At 71.0% G+C, this 23,789-nt stretch carries 21 protein-coding genes; 11 read left to right on the forward strand and 10 right to left on the reverse strand.

The features are described 5' to 3' along the window. Nucleotides 1-8: 8 nt before the first annotated feature. Both ACU6WY_RS09650 and ACU6WY_RS09655 read right to left on the reverse strand, forming a co-directional pair. Nucleotides 9-311, reverse strand: coding sequence for a DUF427 domain-containing protein (locus tag ACU6WY_RS09650; RefSeq protein ID WP_483819446.1), 303 nt, complete (start codon nucleotides 309-311; stop codon nucleotides 9-11). 134 nt (nucleotides 312-445) lie between these two features. Continuing rightward, entirely contained in the window at nucleotides 446-1,378 is a 933-nt protein-coding gene (locus ACU6WY_RS09655) for a 4-(cytidine 5'-diphospho)-2-C-methyl-D-erythritol kinase (RefSeq protein ID WP_483819447.1), read from the reverse strand. Nucleotides 1,379-1,619: 241 nt separating this feature from the next. Between ACU6WY_RS09655 and ACU6WY_RS09660 the strand changes: the two genes are divergently transcribed. After that, nucleotides 1,620-3,200, forward strand: coding sequence for a stealth conserved region 3 domain-containing protein (locus ACU6WY_RS09660; RefSeq protein ID WP_483819448.1), 1,581 nt, complete (start codon nucleotides 1,620-1,622; stop codon nucleotides 3,198-3,200). Here the strand turns inward: ACU6WY_RS09660 and ACU6WY_RS09665 are convergent. Further along, complete coding sequence (locus ACU6WY_RS09665) at nucleotides 3,151-4,086, reverse strand: phosphodiesterase (RefSeq protein ID WP_483819449.1); 936 nt, start codon at nucleotides 4,084-4,086, stop codon at nucleotides 3,151-3,153. The two genes, ACU6WY_RS09660 and ACU6WY_RS09665, sit on opposite strands and share 50 nt — an antisense overlap. Before the next feature lie 142 nt (nucleotides 4,087-4,228). Then, a complete protein-coding gene (gene rsmA / locus ACU6WY_RS09670) occupies nucleotides 4,229-5,068 on the reverse strand; it encodes a 16S rRNA (adenine(1518)-N(6)/adenine(1519)-N(6))-dimethyltransferase RsmA (RefSeq protein WP_483819450.1) in 840 nt (279 codons plus the stop codon). A gap of 57 nt (nucleotides 5,069-5,125) precedes the next feature. Between rsmA and ACU6WY_RS09675 the strand changes: the two genes are divergently transcribed. Next, nucleotides 5,126-6,583: a sugar porter family MFS transporter gene (locus ACU6WY_RS09675; protein WP_483819451.1), complete on the forward strand. Its 1,458-nt coding sequence runs from the start codon at nucleotides 5,126-5,128 to the stop codon at nucleotides 6,581-6,583. A 58-nt stretch (nucleotides 6,584-6,641) separates the two neighbouring features. Here the strand turns inward: ACU6WY_RS09675 and ACU6WY_RS09680 are convergent, their stop codons facing one another. Genes ACU6WY_RS09680 through rsmI form a run of 3 tightly spaced genes read right to left on the reverse strand, consistent with a single transcriptional unit; the run spans nucleotide 6,642 to nucleotide 9,999 of the window. Further along, nucleotides 6,642-7,559, reverse strand: a complete 918-nt coding sequence (locus ACU6WY_RS09680; protein WP_483819452.1) for a TatD family hydrolase — start codon at nucleotides 7,557-7,559, stop codon at nucleotides 6,642-6,644. Further along, nucleotides 7,556-9,133: a methionine--tRNA ligase gene (gene metG / locus ACU6WY_RS09685; RefSeq protein ID WP_483819453.1), complete on the reverse strand. Its 1,578-nt coding sequence runs from the start codon at nucleotides 9,131-9,133 to the stop codon at nucleotides 7,556-7,558. Before metG ends, ACU6WY_RS09680 begins: the two co-directional genes overlap by 4 nt. 47 nt (nucleotides 9,134-9,180) lie before the next feature. Continuing rightward, entirely contained in the window at nucleotides 9,181-9,999 is an 819-nt protein-coding gene (gene rsmI / locus ACU6WY_RS09690) for a 16S rRNA (cytidine(1402)-2'-O)-methyltransferase (RefSeq protein ID WP_483819454.1), read from the reverse strand. Nucleotides 10,000-10,022: 23 nt separating this feature from the next. On the opposite strand from rsmI, the gene ACU6WY_RS09695 reads away from it, so the two are divergent. The 3 genes from ACU6WY_RS09695 (at nucleotide 10,023) to ACU6WY_RS09705 (ending at nucleotide 13,712) form a co-directional block, all read left to right on the forward strand. Continuing rightward, on the forward strand, nucleotides 10,023-11,585 hold the full coding sequence (locus tag ACU6WY_RS09695; protein ID WP_483819455.1) for a dolichyl-phosphate-mannose--protein mannosyltransferase: 1,563 nt from the start codon (nucleotides 10,023-10,025) through the stop codon (nucleotides 11,583-11,585). A gap of 4 nt (nucleotides 11,586-11,589) precedes the next feature. Beyond that, on the forward strand, nucleotides 11,590-12,351 hold the full coding sequence (locus ACU6WY_RS09700; RefSeq protein ID WP_483819456.1) for an AAA family ATPase: 762 nt from the start codon (nucleotides 11,590-11,592) through the stop codon (nucleotides 12,349-12,351). A gap of 116 nt (nucleotides 12,352-12,467) precedes the next feature. Continuing rightward, nucleotides 12,468-13,712: a glycosyltransferase gene (locus tag ACU6WY_RS09705; protein WP_483819457.1), complete on the forward strand. Its 1,245-nt coding sequence runs from the start codon at nucleotides 12,468-12,470 to the stop codon at nucleotides 13,710-13,712. Here ACU6WY_RS09705 and ACU6WY_RS09710 read toward each other — a convergent pair. From ACU6WY_RS09710 to ACU6WY_RS09720, 3 genes are read right to left on the reverse strand one after another with little or no spacing between them, the layout of a single operon-like run. Then, nucleotides 13,669-15,486, reverse strand: a complete 1,818-nt coding sequence (locus ACU6WY_RS09710) for a thioredoxin domain-containing protein (RefSeq protein WP_483821896.1) — start codon at nucleotides 15,484-15,486, stop codon at nucleotides 13,669-13,671. The two genes, ACU6WY_RS09705 and ACU6WY_RS09710, sit on opposite strands and share 44 nt — an antisense overlap. Before the next feature lie 14 nt (nucleotides 15,487-15,500). Then, the gene (locus ACU6WY_RS09715) at nucleotides 15,501-16,337 is read right to left on the reverse strand and encodes an aldo/keto reductase (protein WP_483819458.1); all 837 of its coding nucleotides are present in this window, start codon (nucleotides 16,335-16,337) and stop codon (nucleotides 15,501-15,503) included. A gap of 51 nt (nucleotides 16,338-16,388) precedes the next feature. Beyond that, complete coding sequence (locus tag ACU6WY_RS09720; protein WP_483819459.1) at nucleotides 16,389-17,783, reverse strand: aminotransferase class I/II-fold pyridoxal phosphate-dependent enzyme; 1,395 nt, start codon at nucleotides 17,781-17,783, stop codon at nucleotides 16,389-16,391. 103 nt (nucleotides 17,784-17,886) lie between these two features. On the opposite strand from ACU6WY_RS09720, the gene ACU6WY_RS09725 reads away from it, so the two are divergent. Genes ACU6WY_RS09725 through ACU6WY_RS09750 form a run of 6 tightly spaced genes read left to right on the forward strand, consistent with a single transcriptional unit; the run spans nucleotide 17,887 to nucleotide 23,764 of the window. After that, nucleotides 17,887-18,735, forward strand: coding sequence for a nitrilase-related carbon-nitrogen hydrolase (locus ACU6WY_RS09725; RefSeq protein ID WP_483819460.1), 849 nt, complete (start codon nucleotides 17,887-17,889; stop codon nucleotides 18,733-18,735). A 1-nt stretch (nucleotide 18,736) separates the two neighbouring features. Further along, complete coding sequence (gene hydA, locus ACU6WY_RS09730; protein ID WP_483819461.1) at nucleotides 18,737-20,173, forward strand: dihydropyrimidinase; 1,437 nt, start codon at nucleotides 18,737-18,739, stop codon at nucleotides 20,171-20,173. Nucleotides 20,174-20,185: 12 nt separating this feature from the next. Next, nucleotides 20,186-21,214: a TIGR03842 family LLM class F420-dependent oxidoreductase gene (locus ACU6WY_RS09735; protein ID WP_483819462.1), complete on the forward strand. Its 1,029-nt coding sequence runs from the start codon at nucleotides 20,186-20,188 to the stop codon at nucleotides 21,212-21,214. Further along, nucleotides 21,211-22,191, forward strand: a complete 981-nt coding sequence (locus ACU6WY_RS09740; protein WP_483819463.1) for an ABC transporter permease — start codon at nucleotides 21,211-21,213, stop codon at nucleotides 22,189-22,191. The genes ACU6WY_RS09735 and ACU6WY_RS09740 overlap by 4 nt, the downstream gene beginning before the upstream one ends. Next, on the forward strand, nucleotides 22,188-22,985 hold the full coding sequence (locus tag ACU6WY_RS09745; RefSeq protein WP_483819464.1) for an ABC transporter ATP-binding protein: 798 nt from the start codon (nucleotides 22,188-22,190) through the stop codon (nucleotides 22,983-22,985). Before ACU6WY_RS09740 ends, ACU6WY_RS09745 begins: the two co-directional genes overlap by 4 nt. After that, nucleotides 22,982-23,764 (forward strand): ABC transporter permease, encoded by a 783-nt coding sequence (locus ACU6WY_RS09750; RefSeq protein WP_483819465.1) that lies wholly within the window; start codon nucleotides 22,982-22,984, stop codon nucleotides 23,762-23,764. The genes ACU6WY_RS09745 and ACU6WY_RS09750 overlap by 4 nt, the downstream gene beginning before the upstream one ends. The last annotated feature ends 25 nt before the right edge of the window (nucleotides 23,765-23,789 follow it).

Here is a 23,789-nt window from a genome sequence, read left to right on the forward strand (position 1 = left end):
GTCCGAGGTCAGTCGGAGACCACGACCTTGCGGTCGAAGGCGAGGTATCCGGCGAAGTCGGTGCCGACGCGGTCGATCGCCCCCGGGCGCAGGTCGGGGTAAGACCATGCGCCGTCGGGGAGCTCCGCGCCCTCGAGGGAGATGTTCCAGTACTGGGCCGCCCCCTTCCAGGGGCACGTGTAGGCGGTGGGGCTCGTCGAAAGAGCTCCCTCGCGTACCGCGCTCGGCGGGAAGTACCAGTTGCCTTCGATGGAGACCAGATCGTCGCGATCGGCTTCGGCGATCGTGACGCCGTCGAGTACTGCCTTCATGGGAACTCCCCTTTCGTGACCGCGTACGGGCACAAGGCTCGCCGGTGCGAGCCGTTTTGTCGAGGCTAGCGAGGGCGTCCGACACGAAACGGCAGATTGCCGCGTGTGACGACCTCGGCTATGGTGCGACCCCCTCAGACCAGCCGCGCCCCGGCCACCGGGCCGTGGACGTGAAGGGCATGCAGCCCCGAGGCGCTCAGCGTCACCTGCAGATCGATCGCCGACGCCTCGTCGGCCGCGAGGAAGGCGAGGGTGGGACCGGATCCCGAGACGAGACCGGTCAGAGCTCCCGATCGCTCTCCTCGCTCGAGGACGCGCGCCAGGTCCGGTCGCAGGTGCAGCGCGGGCGCCTGAAGATCGTTGCGGACGGTCGAGGCCAGCATGGCGGCGTCGCCCTGCCGCAGCGCGTGCAGGACGCCCCGATCGACGGCCGGAACGCGGGGCGCGGGTCCGATGTCACCCGAGTGACGCTCACGATGCGCGTCGAGTTCGCCGTACACCACCGGTGTCGACAACCCGAGCTCGTTGGGCACGAGCACCCAGTCGAAGCGACCGGAAGCGAGGGCCGGGCTCAGTTCGTCTCCCCGGCCCGTCCCGACGGCCGTCCCGCCGAGGAGCGCGAAGGGCACGTCCGCCCCCAGCTGCGCCGCCAGACGCGCGAGGTCGGGGGTCGGCATCCCGATCCCCCAGAGAGCGTCGCACGCCACGAGCGCCGCCGCGGCGTCGGCGGATCCGCCGCCCATGCCGCCCGCCACGGGCACGGCCTTGCGGACGGCCAGATGCACTCCGCGGTCGATCCCCGCCGTGCGGGCCAGCAGACGGGCCGCGCGCACGGCGAGGTTGCGCTCGTCGGTGGGAACACCGTCGATGTCGACGGCGGCGGTGCCGGTGACCTCGATCGTGATCTCGTCGGCCGCCGTCGCGGTGATCTCCTCGTACAGCGAGACGGCCTGATAGGCCGTGGCCACCTCGTGGTAGCCGTCGTCCTGCACGTCGCCGACCTCGAGGAAGACGTTGATCTTGCCCGGCGCCCGCACCCGCACGGCCGCGGGATCGCGGGGGGTCATTGCCCGACCCGTCGGCCGTGGACCCGCACCGTCGCCGCGTGTGCGAAACTGGAACGTCGGCCCGAAGGCGTCCGGCCCGCGAGAGGCGGGTCGACGACGGCCGGGCCGGAACGGGCACACTCAGTCACTCTTCGACAGTAGCGCCCCGTTCCCCGCCGTCCGGCGCCGTCGCCGAAACGCGACCGTAACGCCGCGTACCTACGGTGTAGCGAACCGTCCTTATCACCCCCGAGGAGGCAATATGCGATCGATGGTCCCCCTTTCTTTCGAGACCGATCCCTGGCGCGCGCTCCTCTCCCGATCTGATATCCGCATGGTCGACGGCATCCTGCACGTCATTGACGACGACTCGACCCCGGCCGACGCCGAACGCGACGACCTGCTCACCGTGGCGGCGGCGATCGAGGCCGCGGGCGTTTCCGTCCTGCTCGTGCGCGACGCCAACCGTCGCCCCAAGCTCGTCGTCGATACCGCCCACGCGGATGCCGCTCTCGCAGCGCTGCGCGACCCCGACCTCGGACCCGTCTATCTCAAGGCGCGCGGCGAGGACCCCGTTCCCGCGCACAGCGTCGTCCCGCACCGGAACGCCGTCGAGGCCTACGCCGTCTTCCGCCCCCGCACGTCGACCGAGGGGTCGTACCGCTACGGCGCGGCTTTAGCCCCGCGCCTGGAACTGTGGCGCTTCGGCGCGCAGACGATCGAGGCTCCGCGCCCGAGCGCTCTGACGCGGCGCCGCTTCGCCGTGGCAGACCTCGATCTCGTCGAGATCGAGCGGTACGGGCGCCGCTGGCGCACGGTGTCGGGCATGTTCGACCCGCACCCGAACGAGTTCACCGCCGACGTCGACATGGTCTTCTCGTGGGTCGACGGCTCCTCCAGCGACTTCCAGCGCCAGCGCGCGGCCCGTATGAAGGGGTACGTCGTCGGCGACGGCGATGACAACGCCGCGCGCTACCGCCAGGTCGACGAGCTGCGCTACGCCCTGCGCAGCGTGCACATGTACGCCCCGTGGGTGCGGCGCATTTTCATCGCCACCGACTCCCCCACGCCCGAGTGGCTCGCCGACCACCCCAAAGTCACGATCGTGCGCAGCGAGGAGTTCTTCGCCGACCCGTCCGTGCTCCCCACGCACAACTCGCACGCCGTCGAGGCCCAGTTGCACCGGATCCCGGGGCTGGCGGAGCACTTCCTCTACAGCAACGACGACATGTTCTTCGGTCGCCCGGTCACGCCCGAGCTGTTCTTCAGCGGGGCCGGCATCAGCCGGTTCGTCGAGAGCGGCATCCGCATCGGCAGCGGGCCGGCTCACACCGACCGGTCGGGGCACGACAACGGCCTGCGCGTGAACCGGGCGCTCCTGAAGGAGCGGTTCGGCCGCGTGATCACGCTCGACCTCGAGCACTGCGCCACGCCGCTGCGCCGTTCCGTCGCATACGAGCTCGAGCGCGAGTTCGCCGACGATTACGCCCGCACCGCGGGGAGTCGCTTCCGGTCGGCGACCGATATCTCGGTCACCAACAGCCTCTACCACTACTACGCCCTGGCCACCGGTCGCGCGGTCGTCACGGGTGAGCCGCGCACCCGCTACGTGCAGACGACGCAGCTGGACTCGCTGCGCCGCATGGAGCGCCTGGTCTCGCGCCGCGACACCGACATGTTCTGCCTGAACGACGGCAGCGTCCCCGAGATCCCCGAAGAGGTGCGCGTACCCGCGCTACGGGCGTGCCTCGAGCGCTACTTCCCGATCGCGGCCCCGTGGGAGAAGACGGCGGTCAACGCAGGATCGGCGACGGCGTCGGCGGCGGCGACACCCGCCCGCTGAGACCGCGGTTCGTCGGCACGGCGATGCCCGCCGAGCGCAGGCGTTCCTGCGATTCGGCGGCGTCGACGTACTGCAGCACCTCCGCGGCACCGACGGGAACGACCGAGTGCACGATCGTCTCGTCGTAGACGTGCACGAGGTTGAACCCCTGCGCCCCGTCCTGCGGTCGCGTTCCCCCGACGGGCACCATGAGGTCCTGCGTGTAGCAGGTCGCAGAGGCCACCGACACGGGGATGCCGGCGAAGGTGGCGAACGTGGAGTAGTGGAGGTGGCCCGCGAGGATCGCGCGCACATCGCTCCCGCGCAGCACGTCGGCGAGCACGCGCTGCTCGCGCAGTTCGACGGTCGCGGCGAGATCGAGGACGCTCGGCACCGGCGGGTGATGCATGGCCAGGATCGTCCCGAGCGGGGCGGGGACCGACAGCACGTCGGCGAGCCACTCGCGCTGGGCGGCGGTGACCTCGCCGTGGTGCTGCCCCGGAACCGATGTGTCCAGCGTCACGACACGCAGACCGTTGAGTTCGTCCACCCGGTCGACCGGAGCGGTCGGGTCTCCGTGGTCGGCGGGGAGCAGGTGCGAGCGGAACGTCGCACGGTCGTCGTGGTTGCCCATGACCCAGATGACCGGGGCGCCGAGGCGCTCGGCGGCCGGTTCGACGAGCGCGCGGACGCGCTCGTACGCATCTCCCTCACCGAAGTCCGCGAGGTCGCCGGTGAAGATGAGCCCGTCCGGGCGGACGCCGGACGCTTCGATCGCCGCGATCGCCTGCGCGAGGTACGCCTCGGAGTTCACCCGGTCGTACAGCGGCGCACCGCCGGCTCGCAGGTGGGTGTCGCTGAGGTGCAGTAGCACGCGTTCAGCACGCGGATATTCGGCGTAGCGCATCTCGTTCCCTTCGGGTCGTCGGATACGACCTCTGCCCGGCGTGATGCTCCCGGTTGGGCTGAAATGTTACAGACATGTTTCCGGAACGCGTGATGAACACGTCGGGAAATCGCCCCGCGCCGACCTCGCGGCAGGGCGCGTGTCAGAGCGCGGCGATGCGGGCGTAGTCCTCGACCGAGAGTTGCTCTCCGCGCAACGTCGGGTCGACACCGGCCCGTTCCATCGCCGCCGAGGCGGCCGCGGCCGAGCCGCCCAGCACCCCGGCCAGCGCTTGGCGCAGCATCTTGCGGCGCTGCTGGAAGGCGGCATCCACGATCTCGAAGGTGCGGCGACGGTGCTCCTCGCTGCCGCGGGGCTCGGCATCCCGCTCGAAGCCGACGAGGATGCTGTCGACGTTGGGGACCGGCCAGAACACCTGCCGCGAGACGGTGCCGGCGAGCCGCCACGAGCCGTACCACGCCGCCTTGACACTCGGAGCGCCGTACACCTTCGACCCCGGAGGAGCCGCCAGACGCTCCCCCACCTCGGCCTGCACCATGACCACGCCGCGCTGCAGGTAGGGGAAGGTCTCGAGGAAGTGCAGGAGGACCGGCACCGAGACGTTGTAGGGAAGGTTGGCGACGAGCACCGACGGCTCCCCGGGCAGGTCGGTGACGCGCAGCGCGTCGGCGTCGATCACGTCGAGACGATCGGAGGGAACACCGTGAGCTGCGGCCGTGTGCGGCAGTCGCTCCGCGAGGCGGTGATCGATCTCGACCGCGACGACGGACGCGCCGGTCTCGAGGATCGCCAGCGTCAGGGAGCCCAGACCGGGGCCGATCTCGACCACCCGATCGGATGCCGACACCCCGGCGGCGTGCACGATCTTGCGCACCGTATTGGCGTCCACGACGAAGTTCTGGCCCAGCTTCTTGGTCGGGGTCACGTCGAGGTCGGCGGCGAGCCGGCGGATCTCGGAAGCGCCGAGGAGCGAAACGGGCATTGTTCCACTGTATCCAGCCTCCGCCCGATCGACCTCCGACAGCAGTAACGTGGGCGGGTGAGCCAGACGCAGTCGATCCCCGCCAACGCCTTTACCCTGCGGAGTCCCTACGGACGCCGCGCCGTGGTCCTCTCGATCGCCGCGGCGGTGGGAGGGTTCCTCTTCGGCTTCGACTCGTCGGTCATCAACGGCGCCGTCCGTTCGATCGAGACGGACTACACGAAGGAGCCCTTCCTCACGGGCTTCGTCGTCGCGATCGCGCTCATCGGCTGCGCGATCGGCGCCGTGGCCGCCGGTGCGCTCTCCGACCGCTACGGGCGCCTGAAGGTCATGATCGTCGGCTCGGCGCTGTTCCTCATCTCGTCGGTGGGGTCCGCGCTGACCTTCAGCGTTCCCGATCTCATCGTCTGGCGCGTGATCGGCGGCCTCGGCATCGGTATCGCCTCGGTGGTGGCCCCCGCCTACATCGCCGAGGTCGCTCCGCGGCAGATCCGCGGCAGCCTCGCCTCGCTGCAGCAGCTCGCGATCACGCTCGGCATCTTCGCGGCGCTCCTGAGCAACGCCCTTCTGGTCGCGGCCGCCGGTGGCAGCGCCGACAACGTGCTGTGGTGGGGCCTCGACGCGTGGCGCTGGATGTTCCTCATCGGGGTCATTCCCGCGGCCGTCTACGGGTTCCTGGCCTTCACGATGCCGGAGTCTCCCCGGTTCCTCCTCGCCCGTGGCCGCGCCGACGAGGCACGCGAGATCTTCGCCCGCCTCGTTCCCCCCGCCGACCTCGAAAAAACGATCAACGAGCTCACGAACGGCATCGAGAACGACCGAAAGAACAAGAGCGCCTCGCTCGCGGGCCCCGCTCTCGGCCTTCAGCCGATCGTGTGGATCGGCATCATCCTGTCGGTGTTCCAGCAGTTCGTCGGTATCAACGTCATCTTCTATTACTCCACGAGCCTGTGGCGCGCCGTCGGGTTCGACGAGAGCAACTCCCTGCTCATCGGCGTGATCACCTCGGTCACGAACGTCCTGGTGACGCTCATCGCCATCTGGCTCGTCGACCGCGTGGGTCGCAAGCCCCTGCTCCTGGTGGGTTCGGCGCTCATGGCGCTGTCGCTCGGAACGATGGCGCTGGCGTTCTCGTTCGCTACGGGGTCGGGGCAGGATGTCTCGCTGCCCGGCGCGTGGGGTCCCGTCGCCCTCGTCGCCGCCAACCTGTTCGTCGTGGGCTTCGGTGCCTCGTGGGGTCCGCTCGTGTGGGTGCTCCTCGGCGAGATCTTCCCGAGCCGGATCCGCGGCAAGGCCCTCGGCGTCGCCGCCGGGGCCCAGTGGCTGGCGAACTTCCTGGTGTCGTGGACCTTCCCGCAGCTCGCGGACTGGTCGCTTTCCCTCACCTATGGCGGCTACGCGTTCTTCGCGGCGCTGTCGTTCGTGTTCGTGCTGTGGAAGATCCCCGAGACCAAGGGCATGGAGCTCGAGCAGACCGAGACCCTCTTCGTGAAGAAGCCCAAGGCGAAGGCCTGACGAATGCGCGAAGGCCGGCATCCCGCGGGGTGCCGGCCTTCGTCGTTCTCGCGAGGGGTCAGAACTCCCCGTAGACCTCGAGCGTGTTCGCCGCGACCTGCGCGCCGAGCTCGTCGGCATCCATGCCGAGCTCGCTCGCGAGGAACCGCAGCGTCACCGGCACGAGGTACGGCGCGTTCGGCCGCCCGCGGTAGGGCGTGGGGGTGAGGAACGGGGCGTCGGTCTCGACGAGGATGCGCTCGCGCGGCGTCACCGCGAGGGCATCGCGCAGATTCTGGGCGTTCTTGAACGTGACGTTCCCCGCGAACGACAGGTAGTACCCGCGGTCGGCCGCGATGCGGGCCATGTCGGCGTCGCCGGAGAAGCAGTGGAACACCGTCTTCTCGGGTGCCCCCACGCGCGCGAGGGTCTCGAGGACAGCGTCGTGGGCGTCGCGATCGTGGATCTGCATCGCGATCCCGTGCTTCGTGGCCAGGCCGATGTGCGCCTCGAACGAGCGCATCTGGGCCGGGATGCCATCGGCGTCGGTCCGGAAGAAGTCCAGGCCCGTCTCGCCGATCGCCCGCACCCGGGGTTGGGCCGCGAGCTCGTCGATCACCGCGATGGCGGCATCCAGCTCGCCGGCCTCTTCGTACGCGGGTGCCTCGTTCGGGTGGATCGCCACGGCGGCAAGGACGCGCGGGTGCGTTGCCGCGGCCCAGGCCGACCAGCGCGACGAGTCGACGTCGCCTCCGGCCTGCACGACGCCGTGAACGCCCACCGCGACCGCGCGCTCCAGCTGCTCGTCGAGCGAGAGCCCGGTCTCGCCGTCCTCGATCTCGAGGTGGCAGTGGTTGTCGTACACCGGCACGCCCAGTGGCTCGGGGGCCGGCGGGTAGCTCACGTCGCGACGCCCGTCGGCCGAGCGCTCGCGCACGTACTGGCTGGGGTCGCCGCCCTCGATCGTGCCGCGCGGGCGCTCGACGGGCGTGCTCATGCCTCTTGCTCGACGCGCGGGAACAGCGGCGACAGTCCGTTGACCGACGATCCCGGACGCAGCACGCCCCACTCCCCGGCCTCGCGCAGGGGCTGATCGTGGAGACCCCCGATGCTCTCGGCGGCGCCGAGCGCGATCCAGAGCTTCTCGGTCGCGATCGGCATGACCGGCGAGAGCAGCACGGCGAGCGCCCGCAGGCCCTCCGCGGCGGTGTAGAGCACGGTACCGAGACGCTCGCGCTGCGCCTCGTCTTTGGCGAGGGCCCACGGCTCGTTCTCGGTGATGTAGAGGTTGAGCGCATCGACGATCGTCCAGATCGCGTCGATCGCCTCGTCGATGCGGAACCGCTCCATGGCCGCGTCGGCGTTCGCCGTGGCATCCGCGACCGTCTGCTGAATGCGCAGCTCGGCCTCGGTGTCCTCCCCGGCCGGGGGCACGACGCCCTCGAAGTAGCGCTGGACCATCGCGATCGTGCGGGATGCCAGGTTGCCGAAGCCGTTGGCGAGTTCGGCCTGGTAGCGGGCCGAGAGGTCTTCCCACGAGAACGAGCCGTCCTGGCCGAACGCGATCGCGGAGAGGAAGTAGAACCGGTAGGCGTCGGAGCCGAACACGTCGGTGATCTCGGTGGGTGCGATACCGGTGAGCTTGGACTTCGACATCTTCTCGCCGCCGACGAGCAACCAGCCGTGGGCGAAGACGCCGCGGGGCACCTCGAGGCCGGCCGCCATGAGCATCGCGGGCCAGATCACCGCGTGGAAGCGCAGGATGTCTTTGCCGACGACATGGTACGCCGGCCAGCGCCGGGCGAACTCCTCGGGATCGGTGCCGTAGCCGATGGCCGTGGCGTAGTTGAGCAGGGCGTCGACCCACACGTAGATGACGTGCGACTCATCCCACGGCACCTGAATGCCCCAGTCGAACGTCGACCGCGAGATCGACAGGTCTTTCAGGCCGTTCTTGACGAACGAGACGACCTCGTTGCGCGCCGACTCGGGGCGCACGAAGTCGGGGACGGTCTTGTACAGCTCCAGCAGCCGATCCTGGAACTCGCTGAGCTTGAAGAAGTAGTTCTTCTCCTGCAGCAGCTCCAGCGGCTTGGAGTGGATCGCGCAGACCTTCAGCCCCTCGAAGGGGCCCTCGCCGTCGACGATCTCGGCCTCGGTCTTGAACTCCTCGCAGCCGACGCAGTACAGCGCCTCGAACTCGCCCGCGTAGATGTAGCCCCGGTCGTACAGTGCCTGCACGAACTTGGCCACGCGCTCCTCGTGCCGCGGCTGGCTCGTGCGGATGAAGTCGTCGTTGGCGACGTCGAGCGTCGTGAGCAGCGGGAACCACGACTCGCCCACGAGCTTGTCGACCCACTCCTGCGGGGTGTGGCCGTTCGCCGCGGCGGCGCGCATCATCTTCTGGCCGTGCTCGTCGGTGCCCGTCAGCATCCACGTGTCGTCGCCGGACTGGCGGTGCCAGCGCGCGAGGGCGTCCACCGCCACGGTCGTGTAGCCGTGCCCGATGTGGGGCACGTCGCTCGGGTAGTAGATCGGCGTGGTGATGTAGAAGGAGCGGCCGGAAGTCACCTGAGGATTCTACGGGGGCGCACCGGGGGCCCCGGCCGTGTGACGGGTCAGCGCTTGACCGCGAGCGCGGCCTGGTACAGCTCGCGCGACGAGTGGGCCGTCAGCGACGCCACCTCGACCGCCGCCTCTTTGAGCCGTGTGCCGCCGCGCACGAGTTCGAGCACCTGGGTCACGGCATCCGGGAACGCCACCTCGCGCGCGGTCGCTCCCCCGACGACGATCGCGATCTCGCCGCGCACGCCCTCGGCCGCCCAGGCGGCGAGTTCGGCGAGCGTGCCGCGGCGCACCTCCTCGTGCAGCTTCGTCAGCTCGCGGCAGACCGCGGCGGGGCGGTCGGCGCCGAAGGTCGCGGCGAGGTCGTCGAGGGTGGATGCCAGCCGCGACGGCGACTCGAAGAAGACGAGGGTCCGCTCTTCCGACGCCAGCTCCGAGAAGGCCCGCCGGCGCTCACCCGGCTTGCGGCGGGGGAAGCCCTCGAACGCGAACCGGTCGGTGGGGAGCCCGGCCACGGCGAGCGCGGTCACGACGGCACTCGGTCCGGGGAGGACGGTGACGGTGACGCCCGCGGCGGCCGCCGCCGCGACGAGGCCGTAGCCGGGATCGCTGACGGTGGGCATGCCGGCGTCGCTCAGCACGAGGAGGTCGTCGTCGCGAGCGAGTTCCACCAGTTCGGCGGCGCGCTCCTTCTCGTTGTGGTCGTGCAGCGCGAGGAGCCGCGGCCGATTGCTCACGCCGAGGCCGGCGAGAAGGCGCTGGGTCGTGCGGGTGTCTTCCGCGGCGACGACGGTGGCGTTCTCGAGGGCCTCGACGAGGCGGCGCGACGCATCTCCGAGGTTGCCGATGGGGGTCGCCGCGAGGATGATCACGGCCCCACCTTATGCTGGGGGCCGTGACTGCCGTCCCCTCCCTGGTCCCCTCGGACGAACGGACGCGCCTGGATCGCTGGCGTGACGCGCTCCTGGCGGATCCCCGCCGAGAGCGTCTGTGGCGCTGGCTGGCGCCGACGCTGATCACGGTGTTCGCGTTCGTCCTGCGCGTGGTGAACATCGCCAATCCCCGGCAGCTGGTGTTCGACGAGACCTACTACGTGAAAGACGCCTGGAGCCAGTGGCAGCTCGGGTTCCCGTCGACGTGGCCCGAGGGCGCCGACGCGAGTTTTGTCGCGGGCGACACCGACGTGTTCACCGGCGTCGGCAGCTACGTCGTGCATCCTCCCCTCGGGCGCGTGTTCATCGGCGCCGGGATGGCCCTGTTCGGGGCGGAGTCGACGGCCGGCTGGCGGATCGCCGCGGCCGTCTTCGGCGCAGCGACCGTCCTGCTGGTGTACCTCTTCGCCCGCACCCTGACGCGGTCGATCGTCTTCGCCTCGGTGGCCTCCGGTCTGATGGCCATCGACGGGCTGGGGATCGTCCTCAGCCGGGTCGCACTGCTCGATGTCTTCCTCACGTTCTTCGTTGTGCTCGCGCTGTGGTTCGTGGCCCTCGACCGGCGCGCGACCCTCGCCCGCTGGACCGCCCGTGAAACGCGCGAGGCGACGTGGGGCCCGGTGTTCGGCAACCGCCCGTGGCTCCTCGCCGCCGGCGCCGCGGCCGGGGCCGCCACGGCGGTGAAATGGTCGGGGCTGTACGTGCTCGCCGCGATCGGCCTGTACGTCGTCGTCACCGACGCGCTCGCGCGCCGCCGCGCCGGCATCACCCAGTGGCCGATGGATGCCGTGCGCCAGGGTCTGGTGTCGTTCGTGCTGCTCGTCCCCGTCGCGGCGGTGGTGTACCTCGCGAGCTGGTCGAGCTGGCTGCTCACCGACGGCGGCTACGGCCGCCACGCCGTCGACGCGATGCCCGCCCAGGGCTTCTGGGCGTGGGTACCGCTGCCCCTGCAGAACCTCTGGGCCTACCACCAGGCCATGTACGGCTTCCACGTCGGGCTGGCCACCCCGCACAGCTACGCCAGCCCCGCGTGGCAGTGGCCGCTGCTCGTGCGCCCGACGTCGATGTCGTGGAACCAGGACGAGGTTGGACAGAACGGATGCCAGCTCCCCGGCGGCTGCACCGAGGCGATCTCGAGCATCGACAACCCGCTGCTGTGGTGGGCGGGGATCGCCGCATCGCTGTACCTGCTGGTGCGGTTCGTCCTGGTCCGCGACGGGCGCTACGCCCTCGTGCTCACGGGGCTCGCCGCCACCTACGTGCCGTGGCTGCTCTACCCCGAGCGCACGATCTTCCAGTTCTACACCGTCGCGATGGTGCCGTTCCTCGTGCTCGCGCTGACCTTCGCCCTGCGCGACCTGGCCCGGGGCCCCGGGTCACTCACCCGCGCGAGCGGGCAGCGCCTGGTCCTCGTGTTCCTCGCCGTCTGCCTCCTGCTGTCGGCGTTCTGGTACCCCGTGTGGACGGCGCTGCCGGTGCCCTACGAGTTCTGGCGGCTGCACAACTGGCTGCCCAGCTGGATCTGAGACCGTGAGCCGCGGCGACGAGTGGCTGCACGATCCCCGGCCGGTGCAGCGGGTGCGACTGTTCTCCGACGCACGGGTCGATCCGAACGCGTGGCCGGCGACGATCCCCGCGGTCGCGCAGTTCCTCGAGATCGCGGCGGGTGAGGGCTGGGAGTTCGGGCCCGGGGTCACGTTCCTCGTCGGCGAGAACGGCTCGGGAAAGTCGACGCTCATCGAGGGCATCGCCGAGGCGTACGGACTTCCCGCCGAGGGCGGGTCGACGAACGGCGGCGGCCAGACCCGGCGCACCGAGAGCCCGCTCGGCGACTGGCTACGGCTGGAGCGGAGTCCGCGCGCTCCCCGCTTCGGGTTCTTCCTCCGCGCCGAGACCATGCACGGCTATTACACGTGGCGCGACGACCTCGGCGGGGCCACGCCGAGCCTGCACCGCCTGAGCCACGGCGAATCGTTCAACGCCCTCCTCGACGAAGCCCTCGATCACCCGCGCTACGTCGCCGGCCTCGCGTGTCTCGACGAGCCCGAGGCCGCGCTGTCGTTCTCGTCGACCTTGCGCTGGCTGGCATCCCTCGACCGCATGCGCTCCCGCGGTACCCAGGTGATCTGCGCGACCCACTCCCCCGTGCTCGCGGCCCTCCCCGGCGCGACGATCCTCGAGCTCGGCGAGTGGGGCATTCGCGAGACGACCTGGGACGACCTGGAGGTCGTGCGTCTTCACCGCGGCTTCTTGGAGTCGCCGGGGCGGTACCTGCGCCACCTGCTGGACTAAGCGGGTGCGATCACGGACGACGGTGCGGTGAGCCTTCACATCCCCCGGGTGAAGGCTCGGGCGACTTCGAAGTCCCCCGTCGCTCCTCGGCCGGTGAAGTGGTCACAATGACACGCGTGAAGGTCCTGCTCGTGAACACGTCGTACCCCCCGTTCATCATCGGCGGGGCGGAGCTGTCGGTGAAGGAGCTGGCCGACGACCTCGCCGCCGCGGGGCACGACGTGCGCGTCCTCTGCCTGGCACCCCATTCTCGTCGGGAGGCGCTCGCTCCCCCCGACCCGCCGCCGGGGGCCGGACTCGTCACCGTGCGCCGCCTCTGGCGCCGTCGCCTGCATCCCGGGGGCCGAAATCCGTCGTGGCGCGCCCGCGCCCTGTGGCACGTGGGCGAACTCGCCCGGCTCCGCGAGTACGCGGCGTTGCGCACCGAGATCCGACGCGACCGGCCCGACGTGGTCCACCTCAACAACATCGCCGGATTCGGCTGGCTCGCGTGGCTGGCCGCGCGTGACGTTCCGACCGTCCAGACCGTGCGCGACTACGCCCTGGTGTGCACCTCGTCGTTCGGTCAGCACGGCCACACGGTCTGCTCCCGTCGGAGCATGCGGTGCCGAATCCTCAAGGCCCCCTTCACCGTTCGAGCGATCCGCCCGAGCCGCATCGTCGGGGTGAGCGACTACGTCGTTCGGCGGATGACCGCGGCGGGGGTCCGCGGTCGCGAGGGCTCCCCCGCCGTGGTGCACAACCGTCCGGCTCTGCCCGGAGCGGGAGCTCCCGCCCGGCATCGCGCCGCTCACACGGCGCCGGTCATCGGATACCTCGGTCGCGTCGACGCCGACAAGGGCGTCGGCATCCTGCACGAGGCCGTGCGGCATCTGCGCGCCTCGGGCGTGCCCGCGACCCTCCTCGTCGCCGGCGCCCCGACCGCGTTCGGCCGGGACCTCCGACAGCGCTACGCCGCGGAGTACGCGACGGGAGCGTTCGTCCAGGTCGGCTCGGTCGTCCCCGGCGACTTCCTGACCCGCTGCGATGTGCTGGCGGTGCCCACGCAGTGGAACGAACCGTTCGGACGGGTCGCGGCCGAGGGGCTGCAGGCGGGCACCGTGGTCGTCGCCTCTCACGTGGGCGGTCTGCCCGAACTCGGCGAGATCTACGGCGGCGGCCTCCACACGGTGACGCGCTTCCGCGACCCCGTCGCCTGGGCGACCGCGCTCACCGCAGCTCTCGAGACCGGCCCGCACCGGGTCGATCCCGGGCACGCACCGGCCCTCCCGTCCCCGACCGACGCCTACCTCGCGATCTACGACGACGTGCGCGGAGTCACCCCAGGGCAGCCGGATCCGTTGTCGGCAGGGCGCACGTGAACGCCCGGCAGTCGTAGGCGGTGGGCGTCCCGTTCGGGGCGACCTTGCCGTCGAACAACTCGAACCCGGCCCCGGCGAACGCGGTCGCTTGCTCGGGCGTGACGACGGCCACGACGTCGGCGTCGACGCGGCGTGCGGCGTCGGCGAGGGCGGAACTCTGCTCGCCCACCACGACCACCTGGCGCGGCGGAGTGACGAGCCCGAGGGCGACCTCGAGGATCGCGCCGTACGCGAGAGGGGCCTGCACCGCGGCCGAGGCGGCGGCGCGCACGAGCGTCTCGGCGGCCTCGCGGTACCGCTCCCCCGCCCCCATGCGCCAGAGGTCGAGAGCCGCGGCCGCGAACGCCGACGGACCCGAGGGCGCCGCCCCGTCGCTGGGGACGCCCTGCGGCTGCATCCCCTGCACCGCGAGGACCGGGTCGCCTCCCCCGGGCGGACGGATGCCATCGCTCGGCAGGCAGGCGTCGGCCAACGCGCGTGCGCGCTCGGCGTACGCGACCTCGCCGGTCACGCGCGCGAGCGCGAGCAAGCCTCGCGCCAACCCTCCGTAATCCTCGAGGGTCGCGGGCGCCGCCGAGCGGACCTCGTCGAGGGAGGCGCGGCGGAGCGTGCCGTCGTCGGCGACGTTGTTCTCCAGAACCGTGTCGGCGGCCCAGCGCGCGGCCTCGACGAACCGCGGATCGGTGCGCGCGCCGGCGGCGGCGAGCGCCGCGATCGCATGACCGTTCCACCCCGTGACGACCTTGGCATCCAGGGCCGGCGCCGCGAGCCCGGAACGGTCGGTGACACGGTAGTACCCGCCCTCCGATCGCTCGCCGTCGATGATCGACTCGGAATCCTGCGCGGCGGCGATCCCGCCGGAGGGCAGCTGAAGAACGTCGACGAGAAAGCGGGCGGTCTCGGCCGCCGTCGCGTCGTCGCCGGCGGCGAGGGCAACCTCGATGAGGCCGGCGTTGTCGGTCAGCATGCGCTCGTAGTGCGGGACGGTCCAGTCGCGGCGGGTGGCGTACCGGAAGAACCCGCCCTCGACGGGGTCGCGCAACTCGGACCGGGTCATGGCGTCGAGAGCGCGGGATGCCACGCCCGCCGCCTCGGGGACGAGCGGGGCGAGCGCGGGGTGCTGCAACAAGCGGAGCACGGGGGTGTTGGGGAACTTCGGGGAGTCGAGCGAGACGCCCGCGGCGAAGCCGCCGAATTCCCGGTCCTCCCGGGACGCGACGTCGGCGACGGCGGCCGCCAGCGCGTCCGTGGCGGGAATCGCGGCGGCGGCGGCGGGCGCCGCGGCGGCGAGCGCGTCGCGCAACGCGGCACCGGTGGCATCCACTTCTCCGCGGCGATCCGTCCACGCCTCGCGGACCGCGGCGAGGACCTGCCGGAACGAGGGCAGCGGACCGCGGGGCTCGGGCGGGAAGTACGTGCCGGCGTAGAAGACCCGCCCCTCGGGGGTCGCGAAGACCGTCAGCGGCCAGCCGAGGTGCGGGGTGAACGCGGAGGCCGCGTCGAGGTAGGCCGCGTCGACGTCGGGGTGCTCCTCGCGATCGACCTTGACCGCGACGAACCCGTCGTTGACGGCGGCGGCGGTCGCGCCATCCTGGAACGATTCTCGGGCCATCACGTGGCACCAGTGACAGGTGCTGTAGCCGATCGAGACCAGCACCGGGACGTCGCGTTCCGCCGCAACGGCGAACGCCTCGGGCCCCCAGGGGAACCACGCGACGGGGTTGTCGGCGTGGGCCCGCAGGTAGGGGCTCGAGGCGTTCGCGAGGCGATTCAGCGTCGTGTCCGTCGTCAGTTCAGGTCGTCGGGGTGGGTGCCGACGCGGCCCGATCCGTCGCCCGGATCGATGGCGTCGATCGCGGCCATCTCGTCGGCGGTGAGCTCGAAGTCGAACAGGTCGAAGTTCTCCTCGAGGCGCTCGCGGCGCACCGACTTGGGGAACACGATGATGCCGTGCTGGATGTGCCAGCGCAGCACCGCCTGGGCGGGCGACTTGCCGTGCGCCTCAGCGGCATCCTTCACCGCGGGGATCTGGAACAGGTCGTACTTGCCCTGACCGAGGGGACCCCACGACTCGATGTGCATGCCGTGCTCGGCACCCCACGTGCGGATCTCGCGCTGGCTGAGCGCCGGGTGCAGCTCGATCTGGTTGACCGCGGGGGTCACACCGGTCTCGGCGACGATGCGGTCGAGGTGCGGCACGAGGAAGTTCGAGACGCCGATCGAGCGGGTCTTGCCCGCCTCGCGGATCTCGATCATCTTCTGCCACGCGTGGACGTAGTTGTCGTTCTTCGGCGTCGGCCAGTGGATGAGATACAGGTCGACCGCGTCGAGGCCGAGCTTCTCGAGGCTCTCGTCGATCGCGGCGTGCGGCTCGTCGCCGTCATGGCGGTCGTTCCAGAGCTTCGTCGTGACGAAGAGCTCGTCGCGGGCGATGCCGCTGGAGGCGATGGCGCGGCCCACGCCCTCTTCGTTCTTGTAGATCGCGGCGGTGTCGATGTGGCGGTAGCCGACCTCGAGCGCCTCGGACACGGCGCGCTCGGCGTCGTCGGCGGGCACGAGGAACACGCCGTAGCCGAGCTGGGGAATGGAGTTTCCGTCGTTGAGCTGGACAGAGGGAACAGTCATGGGTCCGAGAGTAGTCGAAACGATTCGAGGCGGTCCGGGGTTGACGGAGCGCTACGACAGGGGCACAGCGGTCGATGCCCGCGCGAGCGCCTCGGCGACCAGGCGGGTGTTCTCGACGACCGATCCCGCCGTCACTCGCACCCGACCCTCGACCGGCACCCCCGTCTCGGCGTCGACGACGAAGGGAGAGCCCGCGGCGACGCCGATGCCCTCGGCCGCGGCGTGCACGAGAGCGGCGCGCTCGTCGCGGACCGGCATCCACAGGTTGATGCCGTCGGGGTCGCCCACGTCGATACCGAGGCGGCGCAGGGCGTTCGCGAGACGGTCGAGGCGGTCGCGGTAGATCAGCCGCGCCGTGCGGACGGGCGCGGTCGAGCGCGGGTCGGTGAGCAACTCGTACAGCACCGACTGGAGCAGCCGCGACGTCCAGCCGGGGCCGAGCATCCGGCGGCGCACGATGCGGTCGACGATCGCGGACGGGCCGCCGAGCGCCGCGATCCGGAGATCCGGACCGTGCGACTTCGAGAACCCGCGCACGTGAACGACCTGCGCCGGGATCCACAGCGCCAGCGTGACCGGGGGCGCCGTGGCAATGAGGGCCGAGTGGTCGTCTTCGATGACGGTGACACGGGTGCCGCCCGGCACCGTGAGGAGGACGTTCGCGAGACGACGGGCGCGATCGGCCGACATCGAGACCCCCGTGGGGTTCTGCGCCCGCGGCTGCAGCAGGAGGGCCGACGGCCCGAGCGCGAGCGCGTGGGCGAGCGAGGCGGGCAGGATGCCGTCGGTGTCGCTGTCGACCGGCACGGGGACGCCGCCCGCGGCCTCGACGAGGTCGAAGAAGTACGGGAACCCGGGCGACTCCACCGCGACGCGATCGCCGAACCGCACCACCTGGTCGAGGGTGCGGGAGATGCCGTCGAGGGCTCCGTCCACGACGGTCAGCGCCTCGACCCCGCGCACCGGCCACTGCTCGCGCAGCACGTCGGAGAGGTCGGGGAGCACGGGGAGATCGTGGTACCGGCCGGTGTCGGCGCGCGGCCGAGCGAGGGCGAGTGCCCGCTCGATCGAGGGCAGCATCGCCGGGTCGGGTGTCCCGAGCGACAGGTCCAGCCGCAGTGCTGTCGCCTCGCGCCCCGCGCCGAGCCCCCGCGGGGCACCCGGCACTCCGTCGGCCGACATGCCCTGGACGCGCGGGCTCAGCCACTCGCGGCGCTCCGCGTGGACGAACGTGCCCGCGCGGCCGCGCGAGAACACCACTCCGGCATCGGCGAGCGCTCTCCACGCCGCGGCGACCGTGCCGGTGGACACCCCGAGGGCCGCGGCAACCTCGCGCACGGTCGGAAGCCGCGCGCCCGGCGCGAGCGTGCCGTCGCTGACCAGGCGGGCGATCTCGGCGGCGATGCCCGCGGGCGTGCGCTCCACGAGCATGTCGGGCGAGATCATCGGGCCCCCAATTTACGGCGGTGTCACTCGTGGAAATCGTAGAGAAATGTTCAGGCGCGACAGTAACAGAACCGGACGACGGCCCGGAGGAACGAGGGGACCCATGACGACGGTACGCGCCGCGATCACGCAGACCACCTGGACCGGCGACAAAGAGTCGATGCTCGACAAGCACGAGCAGTTCGCCCGGGATGCCGCGGCGCAGGGCGCCCAGGTGCTGTGCTTCCAGGAGTTGTTCTACGGCCCCTACTTCGGCATCACGCAGGACCAGAAGTACTACCGCTACGCCGAACCCGTGGACGGGCCCATCGTGCAGCGGTTCGCCGCGCTCGCCAAAGAGCTCGGACTGGTCACGGTCCTGCCGATCTACGAGGAGGCCCAGACAGGGGTCTACTACAACACCTCGGTCCTCGTGGATGCCGACGGCACGGTGCTCGGCAGCTACCGCAAGAACCACATCCCCCACCTCGACAAGTTCTGGGAGAAGTTCTACTTCCGCCCCGGCAACCTCGGGTACCCGGTCTTCGACACCGCCGTCGGCAAGGTCGGGATGTACATCTGCTACGACCGGCACTTCCCCGAGGGATGGCGGGAGCTGGGCCTCAACGGCGCCCACATGGTGTTCAACCCCAACGCCACCAAGCCGGGCCTGTCCAACCGGCTCTGGGAGGTGGAGGGCCCGTGCGCGGCGGTCGCCAACGGCTACTTCGTGCTGCAACCCAACCGGGTCGGCCGCGAAGACAACGAGTACGGCGAGGATGCCGTGACCTTCTACGGCACGAGCCAGGTGATCGACCCGCGCGGCAACCACGTCGGGGCCGTCGGTTCCTCCGAGCACGAGGAGATCCTCGTGCGCGACCTCGACATGGACCTCGTGCAGCAGATGCGCGACGACTGGCAGTTCTACCGCGACCGTCGGCCCGACACCTACGGCGAGATCGTGGAGGCCTGACATGACCACGACGCTCCTCACCGGCGGCACGGTCGTCTCCGCCACGGGCCGCACCGCCGCCGACGTGCTGATCGACGGCGAGACCATTGCCGCGGTGCTGGCCCCCGGCTCCACCCTGCTGGGCCACGAGCTCGCGGCATCCGTCGACCGCGTGATCGACGCGACCGGAAAGTACGTCATCCCCGGCGGCATCGACGCGCACACCCACATGCAGCTGCCCTTCGGCGGCACCAGCGCCTCCGACACGTTCGAGACGGGTACCCGCGCGGCGGCCTGGGGCGGGACGACGACGATCGTCGACTTCGCCGTGCAGCGCGCCGGCGAGCGCGTGCAGGACGGTCTGGCCCACTGGCACGAGTTGGCCGCCGGAAACTGCGCGATCGACTACGGCTTCCACCAGATCGTCGGCGGCGTCGACGCGGACTCGCTCGCGGCCCTCCCCGGCCTCATCGACGAGGGGGTCTCCAGCTTCAAGATGTTCATGGCCTACCCCGGGGTGTTCTACGCCGACGATGCCCAGATCCTCCGGGCCATGCAGGTCGCGGCCGACACGGGACTGCTGACGATGATGCACGCCGAGAACGGTCCCGTCATCGACGTCCTGGCCGAGCAACTCATCGCGAAAGGGAAGACCAGCCCGTACTTCCACGGCGTCGCCCGCGCGTGGCAGATGGAGGAGGAGGCCACGCACCGCGCGATCATGCTGTCGCACCTCACCGGCGCGCCGCTGTACGTCGTGCACGTCAGCGCGAAGCAGGCCGTCGAGCAGCTGGCGTGGGCGCGCGACAACGGTCAGAACGTCTTCGGCGAGACGTGCCCGCAGTACCTCTACCTGTCGCTCGAGGATCAGCTCGGCGCCTCCAGCGAGGAGTGGGGCGACTTCGAGGGGGCGAAGTGGGTGTGCTCCACCCCGCTGCGCTCGAAGCACGAAGGACACCAGCACCACATGTGGCAGGCGCTGCGCACCAACGACATCCAGATGGTCTCCACCGACCACTGCCCCTTCTGCATGAAAGACCAGAAGACCCTGGGCCAGGGCGACTTCCGGGCGATCCCCAACGGCATCGGATCGGTCGAGCACCGGATGGACCTGATGTACCAGGGCGTCGTTACCGGGCAGATCACGCTGGAGCGATGGGTGGAGCTCACCAGCACCACTCCCGCACGCATGTTCGGCATGTATGGCAGGAAGGGCGTCATCGCGCCCGGCGCGGACGCCGACATCGTCGTGTACGACCCGGCCGGCCACACCTCGATCGGCGTAGACAAGACGCACCACATGAACATGGATCACTCGGCCTGGGAGGGCTTCGAGATCGATGGGCACGTCGACACCGTGATCTCCCGCGGCAAGGTCGTCGTCGACGACGGCTCCTACCTCGGCTCCCCCGGCGACGGGCGCTTCATCGCGCGCGGCCTGAGTCAGTACCTGGTCTGAGAAAGGCTCCCCATGGATTTCGGTGTCGTCCTGCAGACCAACCCGCCCGCCGCGCGCACGGTGCAGCTCGCTCAGCTCGCCGAGGCGCACGGCTTCAGCCACGTCTGGACCTTCGACTCGCACCTGCTGTGGCAGGAGCCCTACGTCGTGCACTCGGCGATCCTGGCCGCCACGCGCCGCGTGACGGTGGGCCCGTTCGTCACGAACCCCGCCACGCGCGACTGGACCGTCACGGCATCCACGTTCGCCACGCTCAACGAGATGTACGGCAACCGCACGATCTGCGGCATCGGCCGGGGCGACTCGGCCGTGCGCGTGACCAACGGCCGTCCGACGACGCTGAAGGCCCTGCGCGAGTCGATCCACGTCATCCGTGAGCTCGGCAACTCCCGCGCCGTGGAGTACAACGGCGCGACCCTGCAGTTCCCCTGGAGCCGCGGGTCGAAGCTCGACGTGTGGGTCGCGGCGTACGGCCCCCTCGCACTGAAGCTCACCGGCGAGGTGGGCGACGGCTTCATCCTGCAGCTGGCCGACCTCGACATCGCCGAGTGGATGATCGCGACCGTGCGCCGCGCGGCGGAGGAAGCCGGCCGGAACCCCGACGACATCGCGTTCTGCGTCGCGGCGCCCATGTACATCGGCGACGACACCCCCGAGAGCCGCGCGCACATGATCGAGCAGTGCCGGTGGTTCGGCGGAATGGTCGGCAACCACGTCGCCGACATCGTCGCGAAGTACGGCGGCGACTCCGCGGTGCCCGCCGCCCTCACCGACTACATCGCCGGCCGCACGGGGTACGACTACAACTCGCACGGCAAGAGCGACAACGACCACGTGGACTTCGTGCCCGACGAGATCGTGGAGCGGTTCTGCATCCTCGGCACCGCCGAGGAGCACATCGCCAAGCTCGAAAAGCTCCGTGCCCTCGGCGTCACCCAGTTCGCCGGCTACCTCCAGCACGACAACAAAGAGGAGACGATGCGCGTCTACGGCGAGACCGTCATCCCCGCCCTCACTCCCCCGGTGACGGCGAAGCGGTGACCGACCAGGCACTCGTCCCGGGGTCGGTGACCTCGGTCGTCCCCGACGACGGCGACGGGATGCCGCGCGGCCGCCGCACTCGGGGATCCGGCGTCGCCGTGCGCGTGGGGTGGGGCCTGGCGGGTGTCGCCGCGGTGATCGCCGTCTGGGAGCTGTACAAGGTCTTCGGACCCGCGGACGGCGTCACCGTCGGATCCGACGGATCGGCCGGGTCGGGCGTCATCCTGCTCCCCCGCACCCATGACCGGGCGATGCCGCACGTCGGCGACATGATCGGCCGGATGTTCGCCCCCACCAGCGGCGGATCCACCCCGCCCCTCCTCGTCTCGGTGCTCGAGGCGGCCGGGACCACCCTCGGACTCGCGGTGCTCGGCTGGCTCATCGGCGTGGCCGTCGGCGGCATCCTGGGCATCGTCATGCAGCGGTGGCGACTGGTGGAGTGGGGCCTGCTGCCCTGGATCGTCGTGAGCCAGATCGTGCCCCTCATCGCGTTCGCGCCCGTCGTGAACGCCCTCGGCAACCAGATCGACCGTGCCGGGGTCTTCCCCTGGCCGCAGTGGTTCTCGGTCGCCCTCATCGCCTCGTACCTGGCGTTCTTCCCCGTCGCCGTCGGAATGCTCCGCGGGCTCGAGGCCCCCGACGCGCTGCACCTCGACCTGTTCCACGCCAGTTCCGCCGGCTGGTGGCAGACGCTCACCCGTCTGCGCCTGCCGGCCGCCGTGCCGCACCTGCTGCCGGCGCTCCGGCTGGCCGCCGCGTCCGCCGTGGTCGGCGCGGTCGTGGCGGAGGTGTCGATCGGCGTCCGCGGCGGCATCGGGCGCATGCTCATCCAGCTCGCCGGGCAAGCCTCGTCCGATCCGGCCGCCCCGTGGGCACCCACCTTCGGCACCGTTGCGATCGGCCTCGTCGCCGCCGGCGGCGTCGCCATTATCGGCGTGAGCCTGCACCGGTTCCGCCGCGGAGAGGAGATCCGATGACCGTTCCCGCTCCTGCCGTCCACGCCGCCGGCGTCGGCAAGGTGTTCGACTCGGCCGACGGCGAGGTCGTCGCGCTCACGGGCGTCGATCTCGACGTGGCCGCGGGTGAATTCGTGTCGCTGATCGGCCCCTCCGGCTGTGGCAAGTCGACCCTGCTGCGCCTCATCGCCGACCTCGACACCCCCCGCACCGGCGACCTCACGATCTTCGGAAAGACCGCGCGGCAGGCGCGCCTCGACCAGGACTACGGAATCGCGTTCCAGCAGGCGGGGCTCCTGCCCTGGCGCACGGTCGCGGCCAACATCGCCCTGCCCCTCGAACTGCACCGGTGGGACCGTCCGCGACGCGACGCCCGCGTCGCAGAACTGGCCGAAATGGTCGGTCTGTCCGAGTTCGTCAGCCGCTACCCCGATCAGCTGTCCGGCGGGATGCAGCAGCGCGTCGCGATCGCGCGCTCGCTCGCCGCCTCGCCCCAGCTGCTCCTCATGGACGAGCCCTTCGGCGCCCTCGACGAGATGACGCGGGAACGGCTGCAGACCGAGCTCGCGCGCATCGCCGCCGAGACCGGAGCCGCCGTGGTGTTCGTGACCCACTCGATCCCCGAGGCGGTGTTCCTGTCGGACCGCGTCGTGGTGATGAGCCCCCGCCCCGGCCGCATCACCGAGGTTGTCGACACGCGCCCCGGGCGGCCCCGCGACGAAGCGCTCCGCGAGTCGCCCGAGTACTTCGCTCGTGTCACGGCGGTCCGCGAGGCCCTTCACGGTGCCCCTCTGCAGCGGGCGAACGACCGATGACGGCGACCCGACTCCCGTCGTGGCTGCGCGTCGCGGCCCCGATCGCCGTGGGCCTCCTCGGTCTCGCCGTGTGGTTCGCCTCCGTCGCCTCCGGGAGCGCCCCGCGGATGCTGCCCGACCCCGGCGCGATCCTCGTCGAGACCGTGGAGCGATTTCCCCTCATCGTCGACGCCGCCGCCATCACGGGCACCAACGCCCTGGTCGGACTCCTCGCGGGGACCGTCGTCGCCGTCGCCCTCGCCGCCCTCGCGGCCACGTGGCGTCCCGTCGACGGGATGACCGCGCCCCTCGTGGCGGCGCTCGCCGTGGTGCCGATCGTGGCGCTCACCCCGATCCTCAACACCATGTTCGGCGCGTCCAGCCAGTTCGGCCGGCAGGCGGTGGCCGCGATCGCCGCGTTCGTGCCGGTGTTCGTCAACACCCTCCGGGGGCTCCGCCAGACCCGTCCCGTGCAGCGCGACCTGTTCCGGGCGACAGCCGCCACCGGTGGTCAGACCTTCCGCCTGCTCACCCTGCCGACGGCACTGCCGTACCTGCTCACCGGCATTCGCGTCGCGGCTTCTCTCGCCGTGATCTCCGCGCTCGTCGCCGAGTACTTCGGCGGCCCCGCCGACGGAATCGGCACCGCCATCGCCACGTACGCCAAGTCGGGCCGCGCCGCCCTCGCCTGGGCCTTCGTGGGCGGCGGCATCGCGATCGGTCTCGTCTTCTTCCTCGTCACCTCGCTGCTCGAACGCGTCGCCCTCCGGCGGCCGGGAGCGGGGCGTCCGCCGGGCTGACCGGCATCCTTCCCGTCCGCCCTCG

Source organism: Microbacterium sp. ZW3a, from assembly GCF_057167165.1.

Bases quoted from the DNA above. Each gene is read 5' to 3' on its own strand.
- ACU6WY_RS09650 (WP_483819446.1), bottom strand. From the start codon at position 311: ATGAAGGCAGTACTCGACGGCGTCACGATCGCCGAAGCCGATCGCGAC.
- ACU6WY_RS09655 (WP_483819447.1), bottom strand. From the start codon at position 1,378: ATGACCCCCCGCGATCCCGCGGCCGTGCGGGTGCGGGCGCCGGGCAAG.
- ACU6WY_RS09660 (WP_483819448.1), top strand. From the start codon at position 1,620: ATGCGATCGATGGTCCCCCTTTCTTTCGAGACCGATCCCTGGCGCGCG.
- ACU6WY_RS09665 (WP_483819449.1), bottom strand. From the start codon at position 4,086: ATGCGCTACGCCGAATATCCGCGTGCTGAACGCGTGCTACTGCACCTC.
- rsmA (WP_483819450.1), bottom strand. From the start codon at position 5,068: ATGCCCGTTTCGCTCCTCGGCGCTTCCGAGATCCGCCGGCTCGCCGCC.
- ACU6WY_RS09680 (WP_483819452.1), bottom strand. From the start codon at position 7,559: ATGAGCACGCCCGTCGAGCGCCCGCGCGGCACGATCGAGGGCGGCGAC.
- ACU6WY_RS09715 (WP_483819458.1), bottom strand. From the start codon at position 16,337: ATGACTGTTCCCTCTGTCCAGCTCAACGACGGAAACTCCATTCCCCAG.
- ACU6WY_RS09720 (WP_483819459.1), bottom strand. From the start codon at position 17,783: ATGATCTCGCCCGACATGCTCGTGGAGCGCACGCCCGCGGGCATCGCC.
- ACU6WY_RS09725 (WP_483819460.1), top strand. From the start codon at position 17,887: ATGACGACGGTACGCGCCGCGATCACGCAGACCACCTGGACCGGCGAC.
- hydA (WP_483819461.1), top strand. From the start codon at position 18,737: ATGACCACGACGCTCCTCACCGGCGGCACGGTCGTCTCCGCCACGGGC.
- ACU6WY_RS09735 (WP_483819462.1), top strand. From the start codon at position 20,186: ATGGATTTCGGTGTCGTCCTGCAGACCAACCCGCCCGCCGCGCGCACG.
- ACU6WY_RS09745 (WP_483819464.1), top strand. From the start codon at position 22,188: ATGACCGTTCCCGCTCCTGCCGTCCACGCCGCCGGCGTCGGCAAGGTG.
- ACU6WY_RS09750 (WP_483819465.1), top strand. From the start codon at position 22,982: ATGACGGCGACCCGACTCCCGTCGTGGCTGCGCGTCGCGGCCCCGATC.